The organism is Klebsiella pneumoniae subsp. pneumoniae HS11286 (assembly GCF_000240185.1).
GTDB lineage: Bacteria > Pseudomonadota > Gammaproteobacteria > Enterobacterales > Enterobacteriaceae > Klebsiella > Klebsiella pneumoniae.
Window position 1 is genome coordinate 4728038 of sequence record NC_016845.1, and the last position, 16023, is coordinate 4744060.

At 54.6% G+C, this 16023-nt stretch carries 18 protein-coding genes and 2 tRNA genes; 6 read left to right on the top strand and 14 right to left on the bottom strand.

Annotated features, from left to right (window positions below; all coding sequences use genetic code 11):
• Positions 1 to 8: 8 nt before the first annotated feature.
• Entirely contained in the window at positions 9 to 2144 is a 2136-nt protein-coding gene (locus KPHS_47090; protein YP_005229009.1) for a polynucleotide phosphorylase/polyadenylase, read from the bottom strand.
• Between KPHS_47090 and KPHS_47100 the strand changes: the two genes are divergently transcribed.
• Complete coding sequence (locus tag KPHS_47100) at positions 2103 to 2315, top strand: hypothetical protein (protein YP_005229010.1); 213 nt, start codon at positions 2103 to 2105, stop codon at positions 2313 to 2315. The genes KPHS_47090 and KPHS_47100 overlap by 42 nt on opposite strands.
• A gap of 71 nt (positions 2316 to 2386) precedes the next feature.
• Here KPHS_47100 and KPHS_47110 read toward each other — a convergent pair whose 3' ends face one another.
• The 6 genes from KPHS_47110 to KPHS_47170 all read right to left on the bottom strand — a co-directional run bounded on the left by KPHS_47110 (position 2387) and on the right by KPHS_47170 (position 8752).
• Complete coding sequence (locus KPHS_47110; protein ID YP_005229011.1) at positions 2387 to 2656, bottom strand: 30S ribosomal protein S15; 270 nt, start codon at positions 2654 to 2656, stop codon at positions 2387 to 2389.
• 148 nt (positions 2657 to 2804) lie between these two features.
• The gene (locus KPHS_47120) at positions 2805 to 3749 is read right to left on the bottom strand and encodes a tRNA pseudouridine synthase B (RefSeq protein YP_005229012.1); all 945 of its coding nucleotides are present in this window, start codon (positions 3747 to 3749) and stop codon (positions 2805 to 2807) included.
• Positions 3749 to 4150, bottom strand: a complete 402-nt coding sequence (locus KPHS_47130) for a ribosome-binding factor A (RefSeq protein ID YP_005229013.1) — start codon at positions 4148 to 4150, stop codon at positions 3749 to 3751. Before KPHS_47130 ends, KPHS_47120 begins: the two co-directional genes overlap by 1 nt.
• Before the next feature lie 102 nt (positions 4151 to 4252).
• A complete protein-coding gene (locus tag KPHS_47140) occupies positions 4253 to 6943 on the bottom strand; it encodes a translation initiation factor IF-2 (RefSeq protein ID YP_005229014.1) in 2691 nt (896 codons plus the stop codon).
• 24 nt (positions 6944 to 6967) lie between these two features.
• A complete protein-coding gene (locus tag KPHS_47150) occupies positions 6968 to 8455 on the bottom strand; it encodes a transcription elongation factor NusA (RefSeq protein ID YP_005229015.1) in 1488 nt (495 codons plus the stop codon).
• 27 nt (positions 8456 to 8482) lie between these two features.
• Positions 8483 to 8752, bottom strand: coding sequence for a ribosome assembly cofactor RimP (locus KPHS_47170; protein ID YP_005229016.1), 270 nt, complete (start codon positions 8750 to 8752; stop codon positions 8483 to 8485).
• Between the two features lie 15 nt (positions 8753 to 8767).
• Here KPHS_47170 and KPHS_47160 point away from each other — a divergent pair, with 15 nt between their 5' ends.
• Complete coding sequence (locus tag KPHS_47160; RefSeq protein ID YP_005229017.1) at positions 8768 to 8926, top strand: hypothetical protein; 159 nt, start codon at positions 8768 to 8770, stop codon at positions 8924 to 8926.
• Positions 8927 to 9143: 217 nt separating this feature from the next.
• Here the strand turns inward: KPHS_47160 and KPHS_t00600 are convergent.
• Together KPHS_t00600 and KPHS_47180 are read right to left on the bottom strand one after the other, a co-directional pair.
• A tRNA-Met gene (locus tag KPHS_t00600) sits at positions 9144 to 9220 on the bottom strand.
• 172 nt (positions 9221 to 9392) lie between these two features.
• Positions 9393 to 9548: a hypothetical protein gene (locus tag KPHS_47180; protein ID YP_005229018.1), complete on the bottom strand. Its 156-nt coding sequence runs from the start codon at positions 9546 to 9548 to the stop codon at positions 9393 to 9395.
• On the opposite strand from KPHS_47180, the gene KPHS_47190 reads away from it, so the two are divergent.
• The 4 genes from KPHS_47190 to KPHS_47220 all read left to right on the top strand — a co-directional run bounded on the left by KPHS_47190 (position 9528) and on the right by KPHS_47220 (position 12563).
• On the top strand, positions 9528 to 10871 hold the full coding sequence (locus KPHS_47190) for an argininosuccinate synthase (protein YP_005229019.1): 1344 nt from the start codon (positions 9528 to 9530) through the stop codon (positions 10869 to 10871). The two genes, KPHS_47180 and KPHS_47190, sit on opposite strands and share 21 nt — an antisense overlap.
• 169 nt (positions 10872 to 11040) lie before the next feature.
• Positions 11041 to 11670 (top strand): winged helix-turn-helix transcriptional regulator, encoded by a 630-nt coding sequence (locus KPHS_47200; protein ID YP_005229020.1) that lies wholly within the window; start codon positions 11041 to 11043, stop codon positions 11668 to 11670.
• A 292-nt stretch (positions 11671 to 11962) separates the two neighbouring features.
• Positions 11963 to 12088 carry a hypothetical protein gene (locus KPHS_47210; protein ID YP_005229021.1) on the top strand — a complete coding sequence of 42 codons (126 nt, stop codon included), beginning with the start codon at positions 11963 to 11965 and terminating at the stop codon, positions 12086 to 12088.
• A 127-nt stretch (positions 12089 to 12215) separates the two neighbouring features.
• Positions 12216 to 12563: a hypothetical protein gene (locus tag KPHS_47220; protein YP_005229022.1), complete on the top strand. Its 348-nt coding sequence runs from the start codon at positions 12216 to 12218 to the stop codon at positions 12561 to 12563.
• Positions 12564 to 12604: 41 nt separating this feature from the next.
• Here KPHS_47220 and KPHS_47230 read toward each other — a convergent pair whose 3' ends face one another.
• From KPHS_47230 to KPHS_47260, 5 genes are all read right to left on the bottom strand, one after another.
• A complete protein-coding gene (locus KPHS_47230) occupies positions 12605 to 12853 on the bottom strand; it encodes a hypothetical protein (protein YP_005229023.1) in 249 nt (82 codons plus the stop codon).
• A 297-nt stretch (positions 12854 to 13150) separates the two neighbouring features.
• Positions 13151 to 13237, bottom strand: a tRNA-Leu gene (locus tag KPHS_t00590).
• Between the two features lie 9 nt (positions 13238 to 13246).
• Positions 13247 to 13576: a preprotein translocase subunit SecG gene (locus KPHS_47240; RefSeq protein ID YP_005229024.1), complete on the bottom strand. Its 330-nt coding sequence runs from the start codon at positions 13574 to 13576 to the stop codon at positions 13247 to 13249.
• A gap of 229 nt (positions 13577 to 13805) precedes the next feature.
• A complete protein-coding gene (locus KPHS_47250) occupies positions 13806 to 15143 on the bottom strand; it encodes a phosphoglucosamine mutase (protein ID YP_005229025.1) in 1338 nt (445 codons plus the stop codon).
• The gene (locus KPHS_47260; protein YP_005229026.1) at positions 15136 to 15984 is read right to left on the bottom strand and encodes a dihydropteroate synthase; all 849 of its coding nucleotides are present in this window, start codon (positions 15982 to 15984) and stop codon (positions 15136 to 15138) included. The genes KPHS_47250 and KPHS_47260 overlap by 8 nt, the downstream gene beginning before the upstream one ends.
• Between the last annotated feature and the right edge of the window lie 39 nt (positions 15985 to 16023).

The window sequence follows — 16023 nt, forward strand, 5'->3', positions numbered from 1 at the left end:
CGGCAACCTTACTCGCCCTGCTCGGCAGCCGGAGCTTCCGGCGCTGCGGCAGACGGAGTCTGTTCAGTTGCTTCTTTAATGCTCAGACGGACACGGCCCTGGCGGTCAACTTCCAGAACCTTAACCGGTACTTCCTGACCCATCTGCAGGTAGTCAGTCACTTTCTCAACGCGCTTGTCAGCGATCTGCGAGATGTGAACCAGACCTTCTTTACCGCCGCCGATGGCAACGAATGCGCCAAAGTCAACGATACGGGTCACTTTACCATTGTAGATGCGGCCAACTTCGATCTCAGCGGTGATCTCTTCGATACGACGGATAGCATGCTGCGCTTTGTCGCCGTCGGTCGCTGCGATCTTCACGGTACCGTCATCTTCGATCTCGATGGTAGTACCGGTCTCTTCGGTCAGGGCACGGATAACAGAACCGCCTTTACCGATAACGTCTTTGATCTTGTCCGGGTTGATCTTGATGGTGTGGATACGCGGTGCGAATTCAGAGATATCGCCGCGCGGCGCGTTAATCGCCTGCTCCATCACGCCCAGGATGTGCAGACGCGCACCTTTAGCCTGGTTCAATGCAACCTGCATGATTTCTTTGGTGATACCTTCAATTTTGATATCCATCTGCAGCGCAGAGATACCGTCGCGGGAACCCGCAACTTTGAAGTCCATATCGCCGAGGTGATCTTCGTCACCGAGGATGTCAGACAGCACGACGAAGTTGTCGCCTTCTTTCACCAGACCCATTGCGATACCCGCCACAGCGGCTTTTACCGGCACGCCGGCGTCCATCAGCGCCAGAGAGGCGCCGCAGACGGAAGCCATGGAAGAGGAACCGTTAGATTCGGTGATTTCCGATACCACGCGCACGGTGTACGGGAATTCTTCAATAGTCGGCATCACGGCCAGTACGCCGCGCTTCGCCAGACGACCGTGACCGATTTCACGACGCTTCGGAGACCCCACCATGCCAGTTTCGCCTACGGAGTACGGAGGGAAGTTGTAGTGGAACAGGAAGGAGTCGGTGCGCTCGCCCATCAGTTCGTCGATGTTCTGCGCATCGCGTGCGGTACCCAGAGTCGCGGTAACCAGCGCCTGCGTTTCGCCACGGGTGAACAGCGCGGAACCGTGAGTACGCGGCAGAACGCCGGTACGAACGTCCAGACCACGGATCATATCTTTTTCACGGCCATCGATACGCGGCTCGCCGGCCAGTACGCGGCTACGAACCACATTTTTCTCGATGGCGTGCAGGATTTCACCCAGCTCGTTAGCGTCCAGGGTTTCATCTTCAGCAACCAGCGTGGCGATGGTTTCAGATTTGATCACGTCAACCTGAGCGTAACGCTCTTGTTTGTCGGTGATACGGTAAGCATCGCTCAGACGGGATTCAGCCAGCGCAGCCACGCGCGCGTTCAGCGCTTCGTTGACCGCTTCCGGCTGCCAGTCCCAACGCGGTTTACCGGCTTCTTTCACCAGGTCGTTGATGTTCTGAATAACAATCTGCTGCTGCTCGTGGCCGAAGACCACCGCGCCCAGCATCTGGTCTTCGCTCAGCAGTTCCGCTTCGGATTCCACCATCAGCACGGCCGCTTCGGTACCGGCAACCACCAGGTCCAGTTTGCTGGACTTCAGTTCTTCCTGGGTTGGGTTCAGTACGTACTGGTCGTTGATGTAACCCACGCGCGCAGCGCCGATTGGGCCATTGAACGGAATACCAGACAGCGACAGCGCAGCGGAAGCACCGATCATCGCGACGATGTCTGGGTTAACCTGCGGGTTAACGGAAACGACGGTGGCGATAACCTGAACTTCGTTAACGAAGCCTTCCGGGAACAGCGGGCGAACCGGGCGGTCAATCAGACGCGCGATCAGGGTTTCGCCTTCGCTTGGACGGCCTTCACGACGGAAGAAACCACCCGGGATTTTACCGGCAGCGTAGGTACGCTCCTGGTAGTTAACGGTCAGCGGGAAAAAGTCCTGGCCTGGCTTCGCTTTTTTCTGACCCACAACGGTAACGAATACCGCAGTGTCATCCATGCTAACCATCACAGCGGCCGTTGCCTGGCGCGCCATCATGCCGGTTTCCAGGGTCACGGTATGCTGGCCGTACTGGAATTTACGAACGATCGGATTAAGCAAAATTCTATCCTTTTTATCTATAAATCACGCCATATCCACGACATAGCGTCTATTGACCCGATCTTCTGCATCCTCGCGACTAATGACAACCTTTACCCGCCCCTGCGGATGAAGCCTCTCATTAGCCGCGCGAACCTCTGCATGAAGATCATTACTAGCAACAATACATGAGTTTTGAATGAATTGCTGCCGCCCGGTCGAAAAAAGGGGCCGTCAGGCCCCTTTTTCTGAAACTCGCAGAATTAGCGACGCAGACCCAGACGCTCAATCAGCGCAGAGTAACGGGCAACATCTTTACGTTTCAGGTAGTCGAGCAGTTTACGACGCTGAGAAACCATGCGCAGCAGACCACGACGGCTGTGGTGATCTTTTTTGTGCTCTGCAAAGTGGCCCTGCAGGTGGTTGATCTGTGCGGTCAGCAGTGCAACCTGAACTTCGGTAGAACCGCTGTCGTTTTCGCCACGACCAAACTCAGAAACGATTTTTGCTTTAGCTTCAACGCTTAGAGACATTTTATAACTCCAAAAATTAAAAGAAAGAAAGGGTGCCGATCTCTAATTCAGCGACCCCTGATGCAACGCCCGAAAATGTTAAAACACGTTAGCGGACGTTAAGCGGCGATATTCTACTCGTAGCAGGCTTTTATCGCAAGAAAAGCGCTTACGCCGGGTATTCCACCACCAGACGACGCGGGGCCACGCGGCCTTCATCGTCAATTTCGCCCATGCCGAGAAACTTGCCGGACTCGCTCTCCATCACCCGCACCAGCCCGTTAAGCGGCGCGCCTGACTGACGTACCGGGTTGCCGTTCTTAAAGTAGACTGCGGAGGTTTCTGGAATATTAACCAGCGGGTAATCCGAGGCCGGGCTGTCCATCGGCATCAGCAGCGGATCAAGCAACTGAGCGGCAGGAATATCCTGCGCCGCCGCCTCATCGACCAGCGCCTGCAGCTGCTCGAGGGTCACCATCCGCTCGACCGGGTATTTGCTTACCGCCAGGCGACGCAGGAAAATCACGTGCGCGCCGCAGCCGAGCTTCTCACCTAAATCATCGATAATCGTCCGGATGTAGGTGCCTTTCGAGCAGTGGATCTCCAGCTCCAGCTCATCGCCTTCGCGGCGAATAAACAGCAGCTCATAGACGGTTATCGGCCGGGCTTCCCGCGGAACTTCAATACCCTGGCGAGCATATTCGTATAGCTTCTTGCCCTGATATTTCAGCGCCGAATACATCGACGGCACCTGCTGCGTCTCGCCGCGGAAGCTGTCCAGCGCCGCCGCCAGCTGTTCGTCGCAAAAAGTCAGCGGGCGCTCTTCCACCACCTGACCGTCGGCATCGGAGGTATCCGTGCGCTGGCCAAGTTTGGCGATCACGCGGTAACGCTTATCGGAGTCCAGCAGATACTGGGAAAACTTGGTCGCTTCGCCAAGGCAGATCGGCAGCATACCGGTCGCCAGCGGATCCAGCGCGCCGGTATGCCCGGCGCGGTTGGCGTTATAAATACGTTTTACTTTTTGCAGCACATCGTTACTGGAGGCGCCCTGAGGCTTGTCCAGCAACAATACGCCATGCACGTCGCGGCCGCGACGACGAGGACGACTCATCAGTCCTCCTTGCTGTCGTCCGGGTTCACACGACGCTCATCGTCGTGTTTCACCACGCTGGTGACCAGGTTGGACATACGCATCCCTTCGACCAGTGAGTTGTCGTAGAAGAAAGTCAGTTCCGGTACGATGCGCAGACGCATCGCTTTCCCCAGCAGAGAGCGGATAAAGCCAGAAGCTTCCTGCAGCGCTTTGATGCCCGCTTTCACCGCGGCTTCATCTTTGTCGTTAAGGAAGGTGACATACACCTTGGCATAGGCCAGGTCACGGGACATTTCCACACCGGAAACGGTGGTCATCATGCCCAGACGCGGATCTTTAATTTCACGCTGCAGGATGATGGCAATCTCTTTTTGCATCTCCTGGGCCACACGCTGCGGGCGACCAAATTCTTTCGCCATAATAAGTTCTCCAGAATAAAGACAAAAAAGGGGCCAAAAGCCCCTTTTTAAAATGATTGCCGGGTGGCGCTTCGCTTCCCCGGCTGCTTAGCCATCAAATGATTAATCGATGCTACGCTGGATTTCGATGATTTCGAACACTTCGATCATATCGCCAACGCGAACGTCGTTGTAGTTCTTCACGCCGATACCACATTCCATGCCGTTACGGACTTCGTTAACGTCATCTTTGAAGCGGCGCAGGGATTCCAGCTCGCCTTCATAGATAACCACGTTGTCACGCAGAACGCGGATTGGGTTGTGACGTTTGATCGTCCCTTCGGTAACCATACAGCCCGCGATGGCGCCGAATTTCGGCGATTTGAAGACATCACGCACTTCAGCCAGACCGATGATCTGCTGTTTCAGTTCCGGAGACAGCATGCCGCTCATCGCCGCTTTCACTTCGTCGATCAGGTTATAGATGACGGAGTAGTAACGCAGATCCAGGCTTTCCGCTTCGATAACTTTACGCGCAGAGGCATCGGCACGAACGTTGAAGCCAACCAGAATCGCGTTGGATGCTGCTGCCAGGGTAGCGTCGGTTTCGGTGATACCACCTACGCCGGAACCGATGATCTTCACTTTCACTTCGTCGGTAGACAGTTTCAGTAAGGAATCGGAAATCGCTTCGACAGAACCCTGTACGTCCGCCTTCAGTACGATGTTCACTTCGTGAACTTCGCCTTCGGTCATGTTAGCGAACATGTTTTCCAGTTTAGATTTCTGCTGACGCGCCAGCTTAACTTCACGGAATTTGCCCTGACGATACAGCGCCACTTCACGCGCTTTTTTCTCGTCACGCACTACGGTCACTTCATCACCGGCAGCCGGCACACCGGACAGGCCGAGGATTTCCACCGGAATGGACGGACCCGCTTCCAGCACTTCGCGACCCAGTTCGTCACGCATCGCGCGCACACGGCCATATTCGAAGCCGCACAGAACAATGTCGCCCTTGTGCAGAGTACCTTCGCGAACCAGAACGGTAGCTACCGGACCACGACCTTTATCAAGGAAGGATTCGATGACCGCGCCGCTCGCCATACCGTTGCGGACCGCTTTCAGCTCAAGAACTTCAGCCTGCAGCAGGATCGCGTCCAGCAGGTCGTCGATGCCGGTACCCGCTTTCGCGGAAACGTGGACAAACTGGCTCTCGCCGCCCCACTCTTCCGGCAGGATGCCGTACTGGGACAGTTCGTTCTTCACGCGATCCGGATCGGCTTCTGGCTTATCGATCTTGTTCACCGCCACTACCACCGGTACCTGCGCCGCTTTAGCGTGCTGGATAGCTTCGATAGTCTGCGGCATCACGCCGTCGTCTGCCGCCACCACCAGAACCACGATATCCGTCGCCTGCGCGCCACGAGCACGCATGGAGGTAAACGCGGCGTGGCCCGGGGTATCCAGGAAGGTGATCATGCCGTTGTCGGTTTCGACGTGGTAAGCACCGATGTGCTGGGTAATACCACCCGCTTCGCCGGAGGCAACCTTGGTAGAACGAATGTAGTCCAGCAGCGAGGTTTTACCGTGGTCAACGTGACCCATAATGGTCACGACCGGTGCGCGCGGTTCAGCCGCCGCGCCGGTGTCACGGTCGCTCATTACGGCTTCTTCCAGTTCGTTTTCACGACGCAGGATAACTTTGTGGCCCATCTCTTCGGCAACCAGCTGTGCGGTTTCCTGGTCGATGACCTGGTTGATGGTCGCCATGGCGCCCAGCTTCATCATCGCTTTGATGACCTGAGAACCTTTCACCGCCATCTTGTTAGCCAGTTCGCCAACGGTGATGGTTTCGCCGATTACGACGTCACGGTTAACGGCCTGCGCTGGCTTCTGGAAGCCCTGCTGCAGAGCGGAACCTTTACGGTGCTTACCGCCTTTACCGCCGCGCACGGCCGCGCGGGCTTCTTCACGATCAGCTTTCGATTCAGCGTGTTTGTTGCCTTTCTTCGCCGGACGAGCCGCTTTGCTGCTACGGCTACGGCCGCGACCGCCTTCGACTTCACGATCGTTATCATCTTCAGCCTGACGAGCATGCTGTGATGTGGTGACGTGATAGTCGCTGCTATCTTCCGGGCTGTCTGAGGTTTCAGACCAATTTTTTTCGTTTTCTTCAGCCATACGGCGTGCTTCTTCCGCTACACGGCGCGCTTCTTCTTCAAGTTTGCGGCGTGCTTCTTCTTCCGATTTGCGCTTCAATTCCGCGGCTTCGTTCTCGCGACGGATCTTTTCAGCCTGGGCGGTTTTGGTCATTTCGTCGGTATGTTGATTGCTCACTTTGTCTTTTTCCGCAGCTTCACGTTTCGCTTTATCAGCGACTTCACGTTTAGCTTGTTCTGCGGCCTCACGTTCAGCTTTTAATTGCGCCTCGCGTTTCGCTGCTTCTTCAGCTTCACGACGGGCCTGCTCTTCCGCTTCACGCTGCGCCTGCTCTTCCGCGGCCAGGCGTTCAGCCTCTTGCGGATCGCGTTTCACAAAGGTGCGTTTCTTGCGGACTTCGATTTGTACCGATTTACTCTTTCCACCGGTACCTGGAATATTCAACGTACTGCGCGTCTTACGCTGTAACGTCAGCTTGTCTGGCGCCGAGCCGTGTTCACGGTTCAGGTGCGTCAACAAAGTTTGTTTCTCTTGCGAGGTCACAGAATCATCAGCCGATTTGCGGATGCCTGCGTCAGCAAATTGCTGTATCAGGCGATCCACAGAGGTCTGAATCTCTGAGGCCAGCGCTTTAATAGTCACATCTGTCATGCTGTTCCTTCCTGCTACAGTTTATTACGCTTCGTCGCCGAACCAACAAATGTTGCGAGCGGCCATGATGAGCTCGCCAGCTTTCTCGTCGGTCATCCCTTCGATATCAGCCAGGTCATCAACGCCCTGCTCGGCGAGATCTTCCAGCGTACAAACACCACGGGCAGCCAGTTTGAATGCCAGGGCACGATCCAGACCTTCGAGATTCAACAGATCATCGGCAGGTTTGTTATCTCCCAGGCTTTCTTCCTGAGCCAGCGCCAGCGTAGTCAGTGCGTTTTTCGCACGCTCACGAAGTGCTTCAACGGTGGCTTCATCCAGACCGTCGATTTCCAGCAGTTCTTTCATCGGCACATAGGCCAGCTCTTCCAGCGAGGAGAAGCCTTCTTCAACCAGCACTGTCGCGAAATCTTCATCAATATCAAGATATTTGGTGAAGGTATCGATAGCGGCATGCGCTTCCGCCTGGTGCTTAGCCTGCAGATCGTCAACGGTCATGACGTTGAGTTCCCAGCCGCTGAGCTGTGAAGCCAGGCGGACGTTCTGACCGTTACGGCCGATCGCCTGCGCCAGGTTGCCCGCTTCTACCGCGATATCCATGGTGTGTTTATCTTCATCCACCACGATGGACGCGACGTCTGCCGGCGCCATAGCGTTAATCACGAACTGCGCCGGGTTATCATCCCACAGGACGATATCGATGCGTTCACCACCCAGCTCAGTCGACACGGCCTGCACACGCGCACCGCGCATACCGACGCAAGCGCCAACCGGGTCGATGCGCTTGTCGTTGGTTTTCACCGCGATTTTGGCACGAGAGCCCGGATCGCGAGCCGCCGCTTTGATCTCCAGCACTTCTTCACCGATTTCCGGCACTTCGATGCGGAACAGTTCGATCAGCATCTCAGGTTTGGAACGGGTGACGAACAGCTGGGCGCCACGCGCTTCCGGACGGACAGCGTACAGTACGCCGCGAATGCGGTCGCCCGGACGGAAGTTTTCACGCGGCAGCATATCTTCACGCAGGATCACGGCTTCAGCGTTGTTACCCAGATCCAGTGTGATATTGTCGCGGTTCACTTTTTTCACCACGCCGGTGATGATCTCACCTTCGTGCTCGCGGAACTGATCGACCACCATCGCGCGCTCGGCTTCGCGGACTTTCTGCACGATAACCTGCTTAGCGGTCTGGGTGGTGATACGGTCGAAGGTAACAGATTCGATCTGATCTTCGACATAGTCGCCGACGTTCATGCTTTCATCTTCGAAACGCGCTGCTTCCAGCGTGATCTCGCGCGTCGGCTGGGTGACTTCTTCTACAACCAGCCAACGACGGAAGGTATCGAAATCGCCGCTCTTGCGGTCGATTTCAACGCGAACGTCGATCTCTTGTTCGTATTTTTTCTTGGTGGCCGTTGCCAGCGCGCTTTCCAGCGCTTCGAAAATTTTCTCACGCGGCAGCGCTTTTTCGTTGGAAACGGCTTCAACAACAGCCAAAATTTCTTTGTTCATCGGGGCCTTTCACCTCAATCCAGACTGTTAAAAGTGGGGAACCAGGTTCGCCTTCTGGATGTTACTCAGCGCGAACACTTCATCTTTGCCTTCGACGGTTACCGTGATCATCTCACCGTCTACCGCTTTGATAATGCCCTGCCATTTGCGGCGGTTCTGAACCGCCATGCGCAGCACCAGCGCAACTTCTTCGCCGGTGAAACGTTGATAGTGTTCGGCGGTGAACATCGGACGGTCAAGACCAGGCGAAGAGACTTCCAGGTTGTAAGCGACAGTGATCGGGTCTTCGACATCCATGACGGCGCTTACCTGGTGGCTCACATCAGCACAATCATCAACGTTGATGCCATCTTCACTATCAATATAGATGCGCAGTGTGGATGTGCGACCGCGAATAAATTCGATGCCGACCAGCTCAAAGCCAAGCGCTTCAACCGGCGCAGTGAGCATCTCTGTCAATTTTTGCTCTAATGTGGACAAACCCACCCCCAAGACATAAAAAAAGGGCGTATAGCCCAGTTATTCTGAAGTCAGATAACAAAAAACCCCGATAAATCGGGGCTTTAGATAACTGAACCCTGAGATCGCCATGGCGATCTGGAACACCTTCCGCAAGAATTCTTTCAAATTCGGCTACGAAGGACACCTAGTCCTCACAGTATATTTGAAAAAGTACTTAATGGGAAAGTGGTTGCGGGGGCCGGATTTGAACCGACGACCTTCGGGTTATGAGCCCGACGAGCTACCAGGCTGCTCCACCCCGCGCCTGAAACGTGGCATATTTTACTCTTTTTGAGCAAAAGACGCAAATACTGCTGGGATTTGGTACCGAAGACGGGACATAAAATCGGGATGAATTGTAACGGCGATTAGTATATTTTGTCAACATGCTTTTTAGCGCCCCCGATTGCCGTTTGTGCTGGTATTTCAGGCTTTTTTAGCAAAAAGATGATGAAGCACTTCCTGTCGCCAGTAAAAGATGGTTAAATGAATACTCACAATTAATGCATAAAAATGCAGTTAAGGTTGTTGGGTCGAACTCACCACAGTCTATCGAGCAGGGTTTTATTTTATGACGACGATTCTCAAGCATCTCCCGGTTGGTCAACGTATTGGTATCGCTTTCTCTGGTGGACTGGATACCAGCGCCGCGCTGTTATGGATGCGCAAAAAAGGCGCCGTGCCTTATGCATATACCGCTAACCTGGGTCAACCGGACGAAGACGACTACGATGCTATCCCGCGCCGCGCGAAAGAGTACGGCGCTGAAGGCGCCCGTCTGATCGACTGCCGCAAACAGCTGGTCGCAGAAGGGATCGCCGCGATTCAGTGTGGCGCTTTCCATAACACCACCGGTGGGTTGACCTACTTCAACACCACGCCGCTAGGCCGCGCGGTCACCGGCACCATGCTGGTGGCGGCGATGAAAGAAGACGGCGTTAACATTTGGGGCGATGGCAGCACCTATAAAGGCAACGATATTGAACGTTTCTATCGTTACGGCCTGCTGACCAACGCTGAACTGCAGATTTACAAACCGTGGCTGGACAGCGACTTTATCAATGAGCTCGGCGGTCGTCACGAAATGTCCGAATTTATGATCGCCTGCGGCTTTGATTACAAGATGTCGGTCGAGAAAGCCTACTCCACCGACTCCAATATGCTCGGCGCGACCCATGAAGCGAAAGATCTCGAATTCCTGAACTCCAGCGTCAAGATCGTCAACCCGATTATGGGCGTGAAGTTCTGGGACGAAAACGTGAAGATCCCTGCGGAAGAGGTCACCGTACGCTTTGAGCAGGGCCATCCGGTGGCGCTGAATGGTAAAACCTTTGCCGATGACGTCGAGATGATGCTGGAAGCCAACCGCATCGGCGGTCGTCACGGCCTGGGCATGAGCGACCAGATTGAAAACCGGATTATCGAAGCGAAAAGCCGCGGCATTTATGAAGCTCCGGGGATGGCGCTGCTGCATATTGCCTACGAGCGTTTGCTGACCGGTATCCATAACGAAGATACGATTGAGCAATATCACGCCCACGGTCGCCAGTTGGGCCGCCTGCTGTATCAGGGCCGCTGGTTTGATTCCCAGGCGCTGATGCTGCGTGATTCGCTGCAGCGCTGGGTCGCCAGCCAGATCACCGGCGAAGTCACCCTCGAACTGCGTCGCGGTAACGACTACTCGATCCTTAATACGGTATCAGACAACCTGACCTATAAAGCGGAGCGTCTGACCATGGAAAAAGGCGATTCCATGTTTACTGCCGAAGACCGTATCGGCCAGCTGACCATGCGTAATCTGGACATCACCGATACCCGCGAGAAGCTGTTCGGCTATGCCCAGTCTGGCCTGCTGAGCGCCTCCTCGGCAACCGGTTTACCGCAGGTTGAAAATCTGGAAAACAAAGGTAAATAATCGCCTGACAATGTTGCTTTCCGCCGGCGGCTCACCGCCGGCTTTTTATTTTGAATGACCCACCAACGTAAAAAAAATGCCATGACGCATTTTTTCCTTATCGCCAGACCAGCAAAACTGTTGACTATAATAGCCTCAATTGATTAATTCATATCTGGTGATACACATCATGAATATTAAACCGCCGATCAGGCCGCAAAAGACCATTGACCGGCTGATCGATGTACTTGAGCCACACGCGACCCCCGTTAACGCGATCGCCAGAAAAAGACTGACATGGGAATATAAAGGCAAAACCCAGCTCTTTATTTTTAAAAAAGGCGAGCTGTCGATTATTCGTAATTCCGACAGGCTACTGATGGTGACCGTCTATGAGCCGCATCTTTTCGGCGTGGCGGAAATGCTGCAGCCCAGCCGCAGCCACAGCCTGCGAGCCGAGGTATCATGCGAACTGCTACGGATCGACCACGACCTGGCTTCGGCGCTTTTTCGTCAGCATAACCTGTGGGAAGAGGTGACCAGCCTGTTGGCTTATCATACCTCGTATATGGTGTATCGTGACGATCTGGTCCTGCAGCAGCGTACCTATTCGGTCATCCGTAACCAGCTGCTGGAGATGATGCTATTAAGCGAAGAGACCCGACAGCGAGTATCTATTCTTGAGTATATTCAGGACAGGACCCTTCTGTCGCGTAGCAGTATTCTCAATGTATTGTCAGCATTAAAGAAAGGCGGTTATATTGCCTTTGCCCGCGGCGGTTATTTACAAAATATCGTCTCACTTCCTGAAAAATTCTGACCTGCACTCCTCCTATCATTTATTGTTATTTGCTGCAGCGGGGAAGATGTTTAAATTTAAACCAATAACCGTTACCGCTAAAAGAACAAAAATTTTATGCTAAGCGCCTGGGTTTCCCGGAAGACAATCTATTCCTGAGTTCGCCAGCAGACGACCACAAACGGCGTTAACCGCCGGGCCTGCACCGGCTCAGGATATGCCAGCGGAAATCGGCCAGACGTGTGCGGCGGTAGCGAGAGTTGCCCCCTCGCCTGCCGCGACCATAACAATGAGATGCACGAACCCGTTAATTATGCCCGAACGCCCATATCGGGCTTTTTTTTATCTGAAGGAATTTAATAATGAAGTCTATTGCTGCAAAAATGGTTGCCGTAACGATCGCTTTGGGAGCCAGCAGCGCTGCCTGCGCAGCCGTTAACCTGCATGGAGAAGCTGGCGCCGAGTTTACCAATCTGTCCGCCAGCTTTGGCGCCGGGGAACCGGGTATGACGTTCAGTTCTCAGTGGGCTCATAGCGACAACGACGGAGATAGTGTAGGACTGGGAATGGGTTATAACTTTAACCTTGGCCCTTTTCTGATGACCCTGGGCGGTAAGGCGGTCTATCTGAACCCAAAAGATGGTGATGAAGGTTACGCCATCGCCGCCGGTGGTGGCGCTGAACTCCCCCTTGGTCAGTATTTCACGCTTTTCGGCGAGGGCTATTACTCACCGGACTCAATGTCCAGCGGCGTTGAGGATTATGTGGAGGCCAATGCCGGGGTACGCCTTAACGTGCTCCCCTCTCTGAATATCGAAGCTGGCTATCGCTATATTGATATGGCAGGGAAAGATGGCAATCGCGATAACACGCTGGCCGACGGCGCTTACGCCGGGGTTAACTTCCGCTTTTAACTCTTCACAGGGATTGCCGGTCGGCAGTCCCTGTTTCATTCTCAGCTGGTCAGCGGCACGCTTTTCAGTACGCGGTTGATCTCTTGTAGGCCTGCAATATTATTCTCTTTGCGGTAAACCTCATTCATGGACGCCATCTGCTCCAGGCGGGTCAGGGCGCCATACACCTTATACGCCTCGCTGTGTCTGTCGAACACATCGCGGCGCTCCACGTCCTGCAGATAATGACTTTTCAACGAATGGTTAAGGCGACTAATCAGTGCCGTATTGTCCTGGAAATAGCGCCTCACCGCCTGGGCATGATTCGCTGTAGTCCCAGACTCACTGGGCGATACCGGTACGGTTAGCGCATTAATCGTCTCCACCGTTTGGGAGGGCGATGTTGAACTGCACCCAGCTAAACCGAGCACGCCGGCGACGATAAGCAACCCGATCTTGTTCATTGTGTCACTTCACCTCTGTTAATTTGACGAGGCGACTTTAACGACAGTAAAAGGAGGCAACCAGCGAAGAGATGTTTATAAATAAATGTCCAGCGGGGACAAAAACAAAAAAAGACGCTTTTCAGCGTCTTTTTTCTGGAATATTGGTACCGAGGATGGGACTCGAACCCACAAGCCCGTTAGGGCACTACCACCTCAAGGTAGCGTGTCTACCAATTCCACCACCTCGGTACAGAATACTTAGTGCGGGATATCGCTGGTCGGCTGAGCCGGCGCAGTTGGCTGAGTTTGCTCCGTTTTCGGCGCGCTCAGATTATCCCACTCACTTCCTTTACTGGTCTTGTTGCTGTTGATATTACCCAGCGCCAGACTGATGATGAAGAACAGCGCAGCCAGGATGCCGGTCATACGGGTCATAAAGTTGCCAGAACCGCTGGACCCAAACAGTGTGCCGGAAGCGCCTGCACCGAAGGAGGCTCCCATATCAGCGCCTTTACCTTGCTGCAGCATAACCAGACCTACAAGGCCAATCGCTACAATAAGGAAAACAACCAAAAGAGCTTCGTACATAATCAACCTGTTCCTTGCGGATTCGCCGCATACCAAGTGCTTCGACCAATAAAGCGGGACGTTTTAACGTTTCCCACTGAAGCGGGTGTGAATACTAACCAAAGCGAATGACCTTCGCAAGGGCAATTTCGACACATTGTATCAACTGCAGAAAAAAACAGCAAAAAGCCAATTTTCGATCATAAAAAAGGCGGCAAGCGCCGCCTTTTTAACCACTTAGCCGGCAAAGCTAAACGCTTTTTACCGCCTCAGCGATGCGGTGCGCAAACTCGTGCACCTGATCTTCATGCTCGCCTTCCACCATCACGCGGATCAGCGGCTCCGTACCCGATTTACGCAGCAGGACACGGCCGCGTTTTCCTAACGCCGCCTCCACTTCCGCGGTCACCGCTTTGACATGCTCATTCTCCAGCGGGTTACCGCTGCCCTCGGTAAAGCGGACATTCACCAGCAGCTGAGGGAACATTTTCATCCCGCTGCACAGGTCATGCAGGCTCATGTGGTTGCGGACCATCGCCGCGACCACCTGCAGGCTGGCGACAATGCCATCGCCGGTGGTGGTTTTATCCAGCAGGATCACATGGCCGGAGTTTTCCGCACCGATGCGCCAGCCTTTTTCCTGGAGCATCTCCAGTACATAGCGGTCACCGACCTTCGCGCGGGCAAACGGGATGCCTAACTGCTTGAGCGCCAGCTCCAGCCCCATATTACTCATCAGCGTGCCGACGGCGCCGCCGCGCAGCTGCCCCTGACGCAATCCTTCCCGGGCTATGATATAGAGGATCTGGTCGCCATCGACTTTATTGCCTTCGTGGTCAACCATAATCACCCGATCGCCATCGCCGTCGTAGGCAATACCCAGATCGGCTTTTTCCGCCAGCACGCGCGCCTGCAGCGCCCGCACGTCAGTGGCGCCGACCTCTTCGTTGATGTTGAGACCGTCTGGCTCGCAGCCCATCGCGATAACCTGGGCTCCCAGCTCGCGGAAGACATTAGGGGCGATGTGATAGGTCGCGCCGTGCGCGCAATCCACCACCACTTTCAGCGTTCCCAGGCTCAGTTCGTTGGGAAAGGTACCCTTACAAAATTCAATGTAGCGCCCCGCCGCATCGACGATACGGCTGGCTTTGCCCAGCTCAGCCGAATCCACGCAGGTGAGCTCTTTCTCCATTTCGGCTTCAATCGCCTCTTCGACATCATCCGGCAGTTTGGTGCCCTCAATGGAGAAGAATTTAATGCCGTTGTCGTAGAAAGGGTTATGTGAAGCAGAGATAACAATCCCCGCCTCGGCGCGGAAGGCGCGCGTCAGGTAGGCGATGGCCGGTGTCGGCATAGGCCCGGTGAACGACGCAGAGAGCCCCGCTGCCGCCAGTCCAGCTTCCAGCGCCGATTCCAGCATATAGCCCGAAATACGGGTATCCTTGCCGATGATAATTTTACGCGAACCGTGACGCGCTAACACTTTGCCCGCCGCCCAGCCCAGCTTGAGCACAAACTCCGGAGTGATCGGCGCATCGCCGACGCGGCCACGAATACCATCGGTGCCAAAATACTTGCGGTTACTCATAACGTTTTTTTCCCTTAGCGGCGAGGGTGGCTTCCACCACGCGCAGCGCTTCTACCGTTTCTTTGACATCATGGACGCGGATAATCTGCGCGCCCTGCATTGCTGCAATGACGGCACACGCCAGGCTGCCGTTCAGCCGCTCCGACGGCCCGACGTTCAGCAACTGACCTACCATCGACTTACGTGACATACCGACCAGCAGCGGCAGACCAAAGTGATGAAACTCCCCAAGCCTGGCCAACAGTTGGTAATTGTGGGAGAGATTTTTACCGAAACCGAATCCCGGGTCGAGCAGCAATTTTTCTTTTGCGATCCCTGCCTGTTCGCAGCGCACAATGTGCTCATTAAAAAAACGCTCAACATCGGCGAAGACGTCCTCATACTTCGGCGCCTCCTGCATGGTTTTTGGTTGTCCCTGCATATGCATCAGACACACCGGCAGTCCGGTTTCCGCGGCGGCCTGCAGCGCGCCGGGCTCGGTCAGCGAACGAATATCGTTGATGATATGCGCCCCGGCCCTGGCCGATTGGCGAATAACCTCCGCCTTGGAGGTATCCACTGAGATCCATACCTCAAAGCGCTGGGCAATGGCTTCAACCACCGGTATCACCCGCGCAAGCTCCTCTTCCACACTAACCTCAGCCGCCCCTGGCCGCGTCGATTCACCGCCGATATCAATGATGGTCGCGCCGGCGTTGATCATCAGATTGGCATGCTTCACCGCCTCAATCAGCGAATTATGGGCGCCGCCATCGGAGAAGGAGTCAGGCGTCACATTTAGAATACCCATCACGTGAGGGTGAGAGAGATCGAGGGTTGAGCCCTGGGCTACAAGTTTCATCACAAAATCCCTGAGACTGAAGAGGTTAAAAAAGAAAAA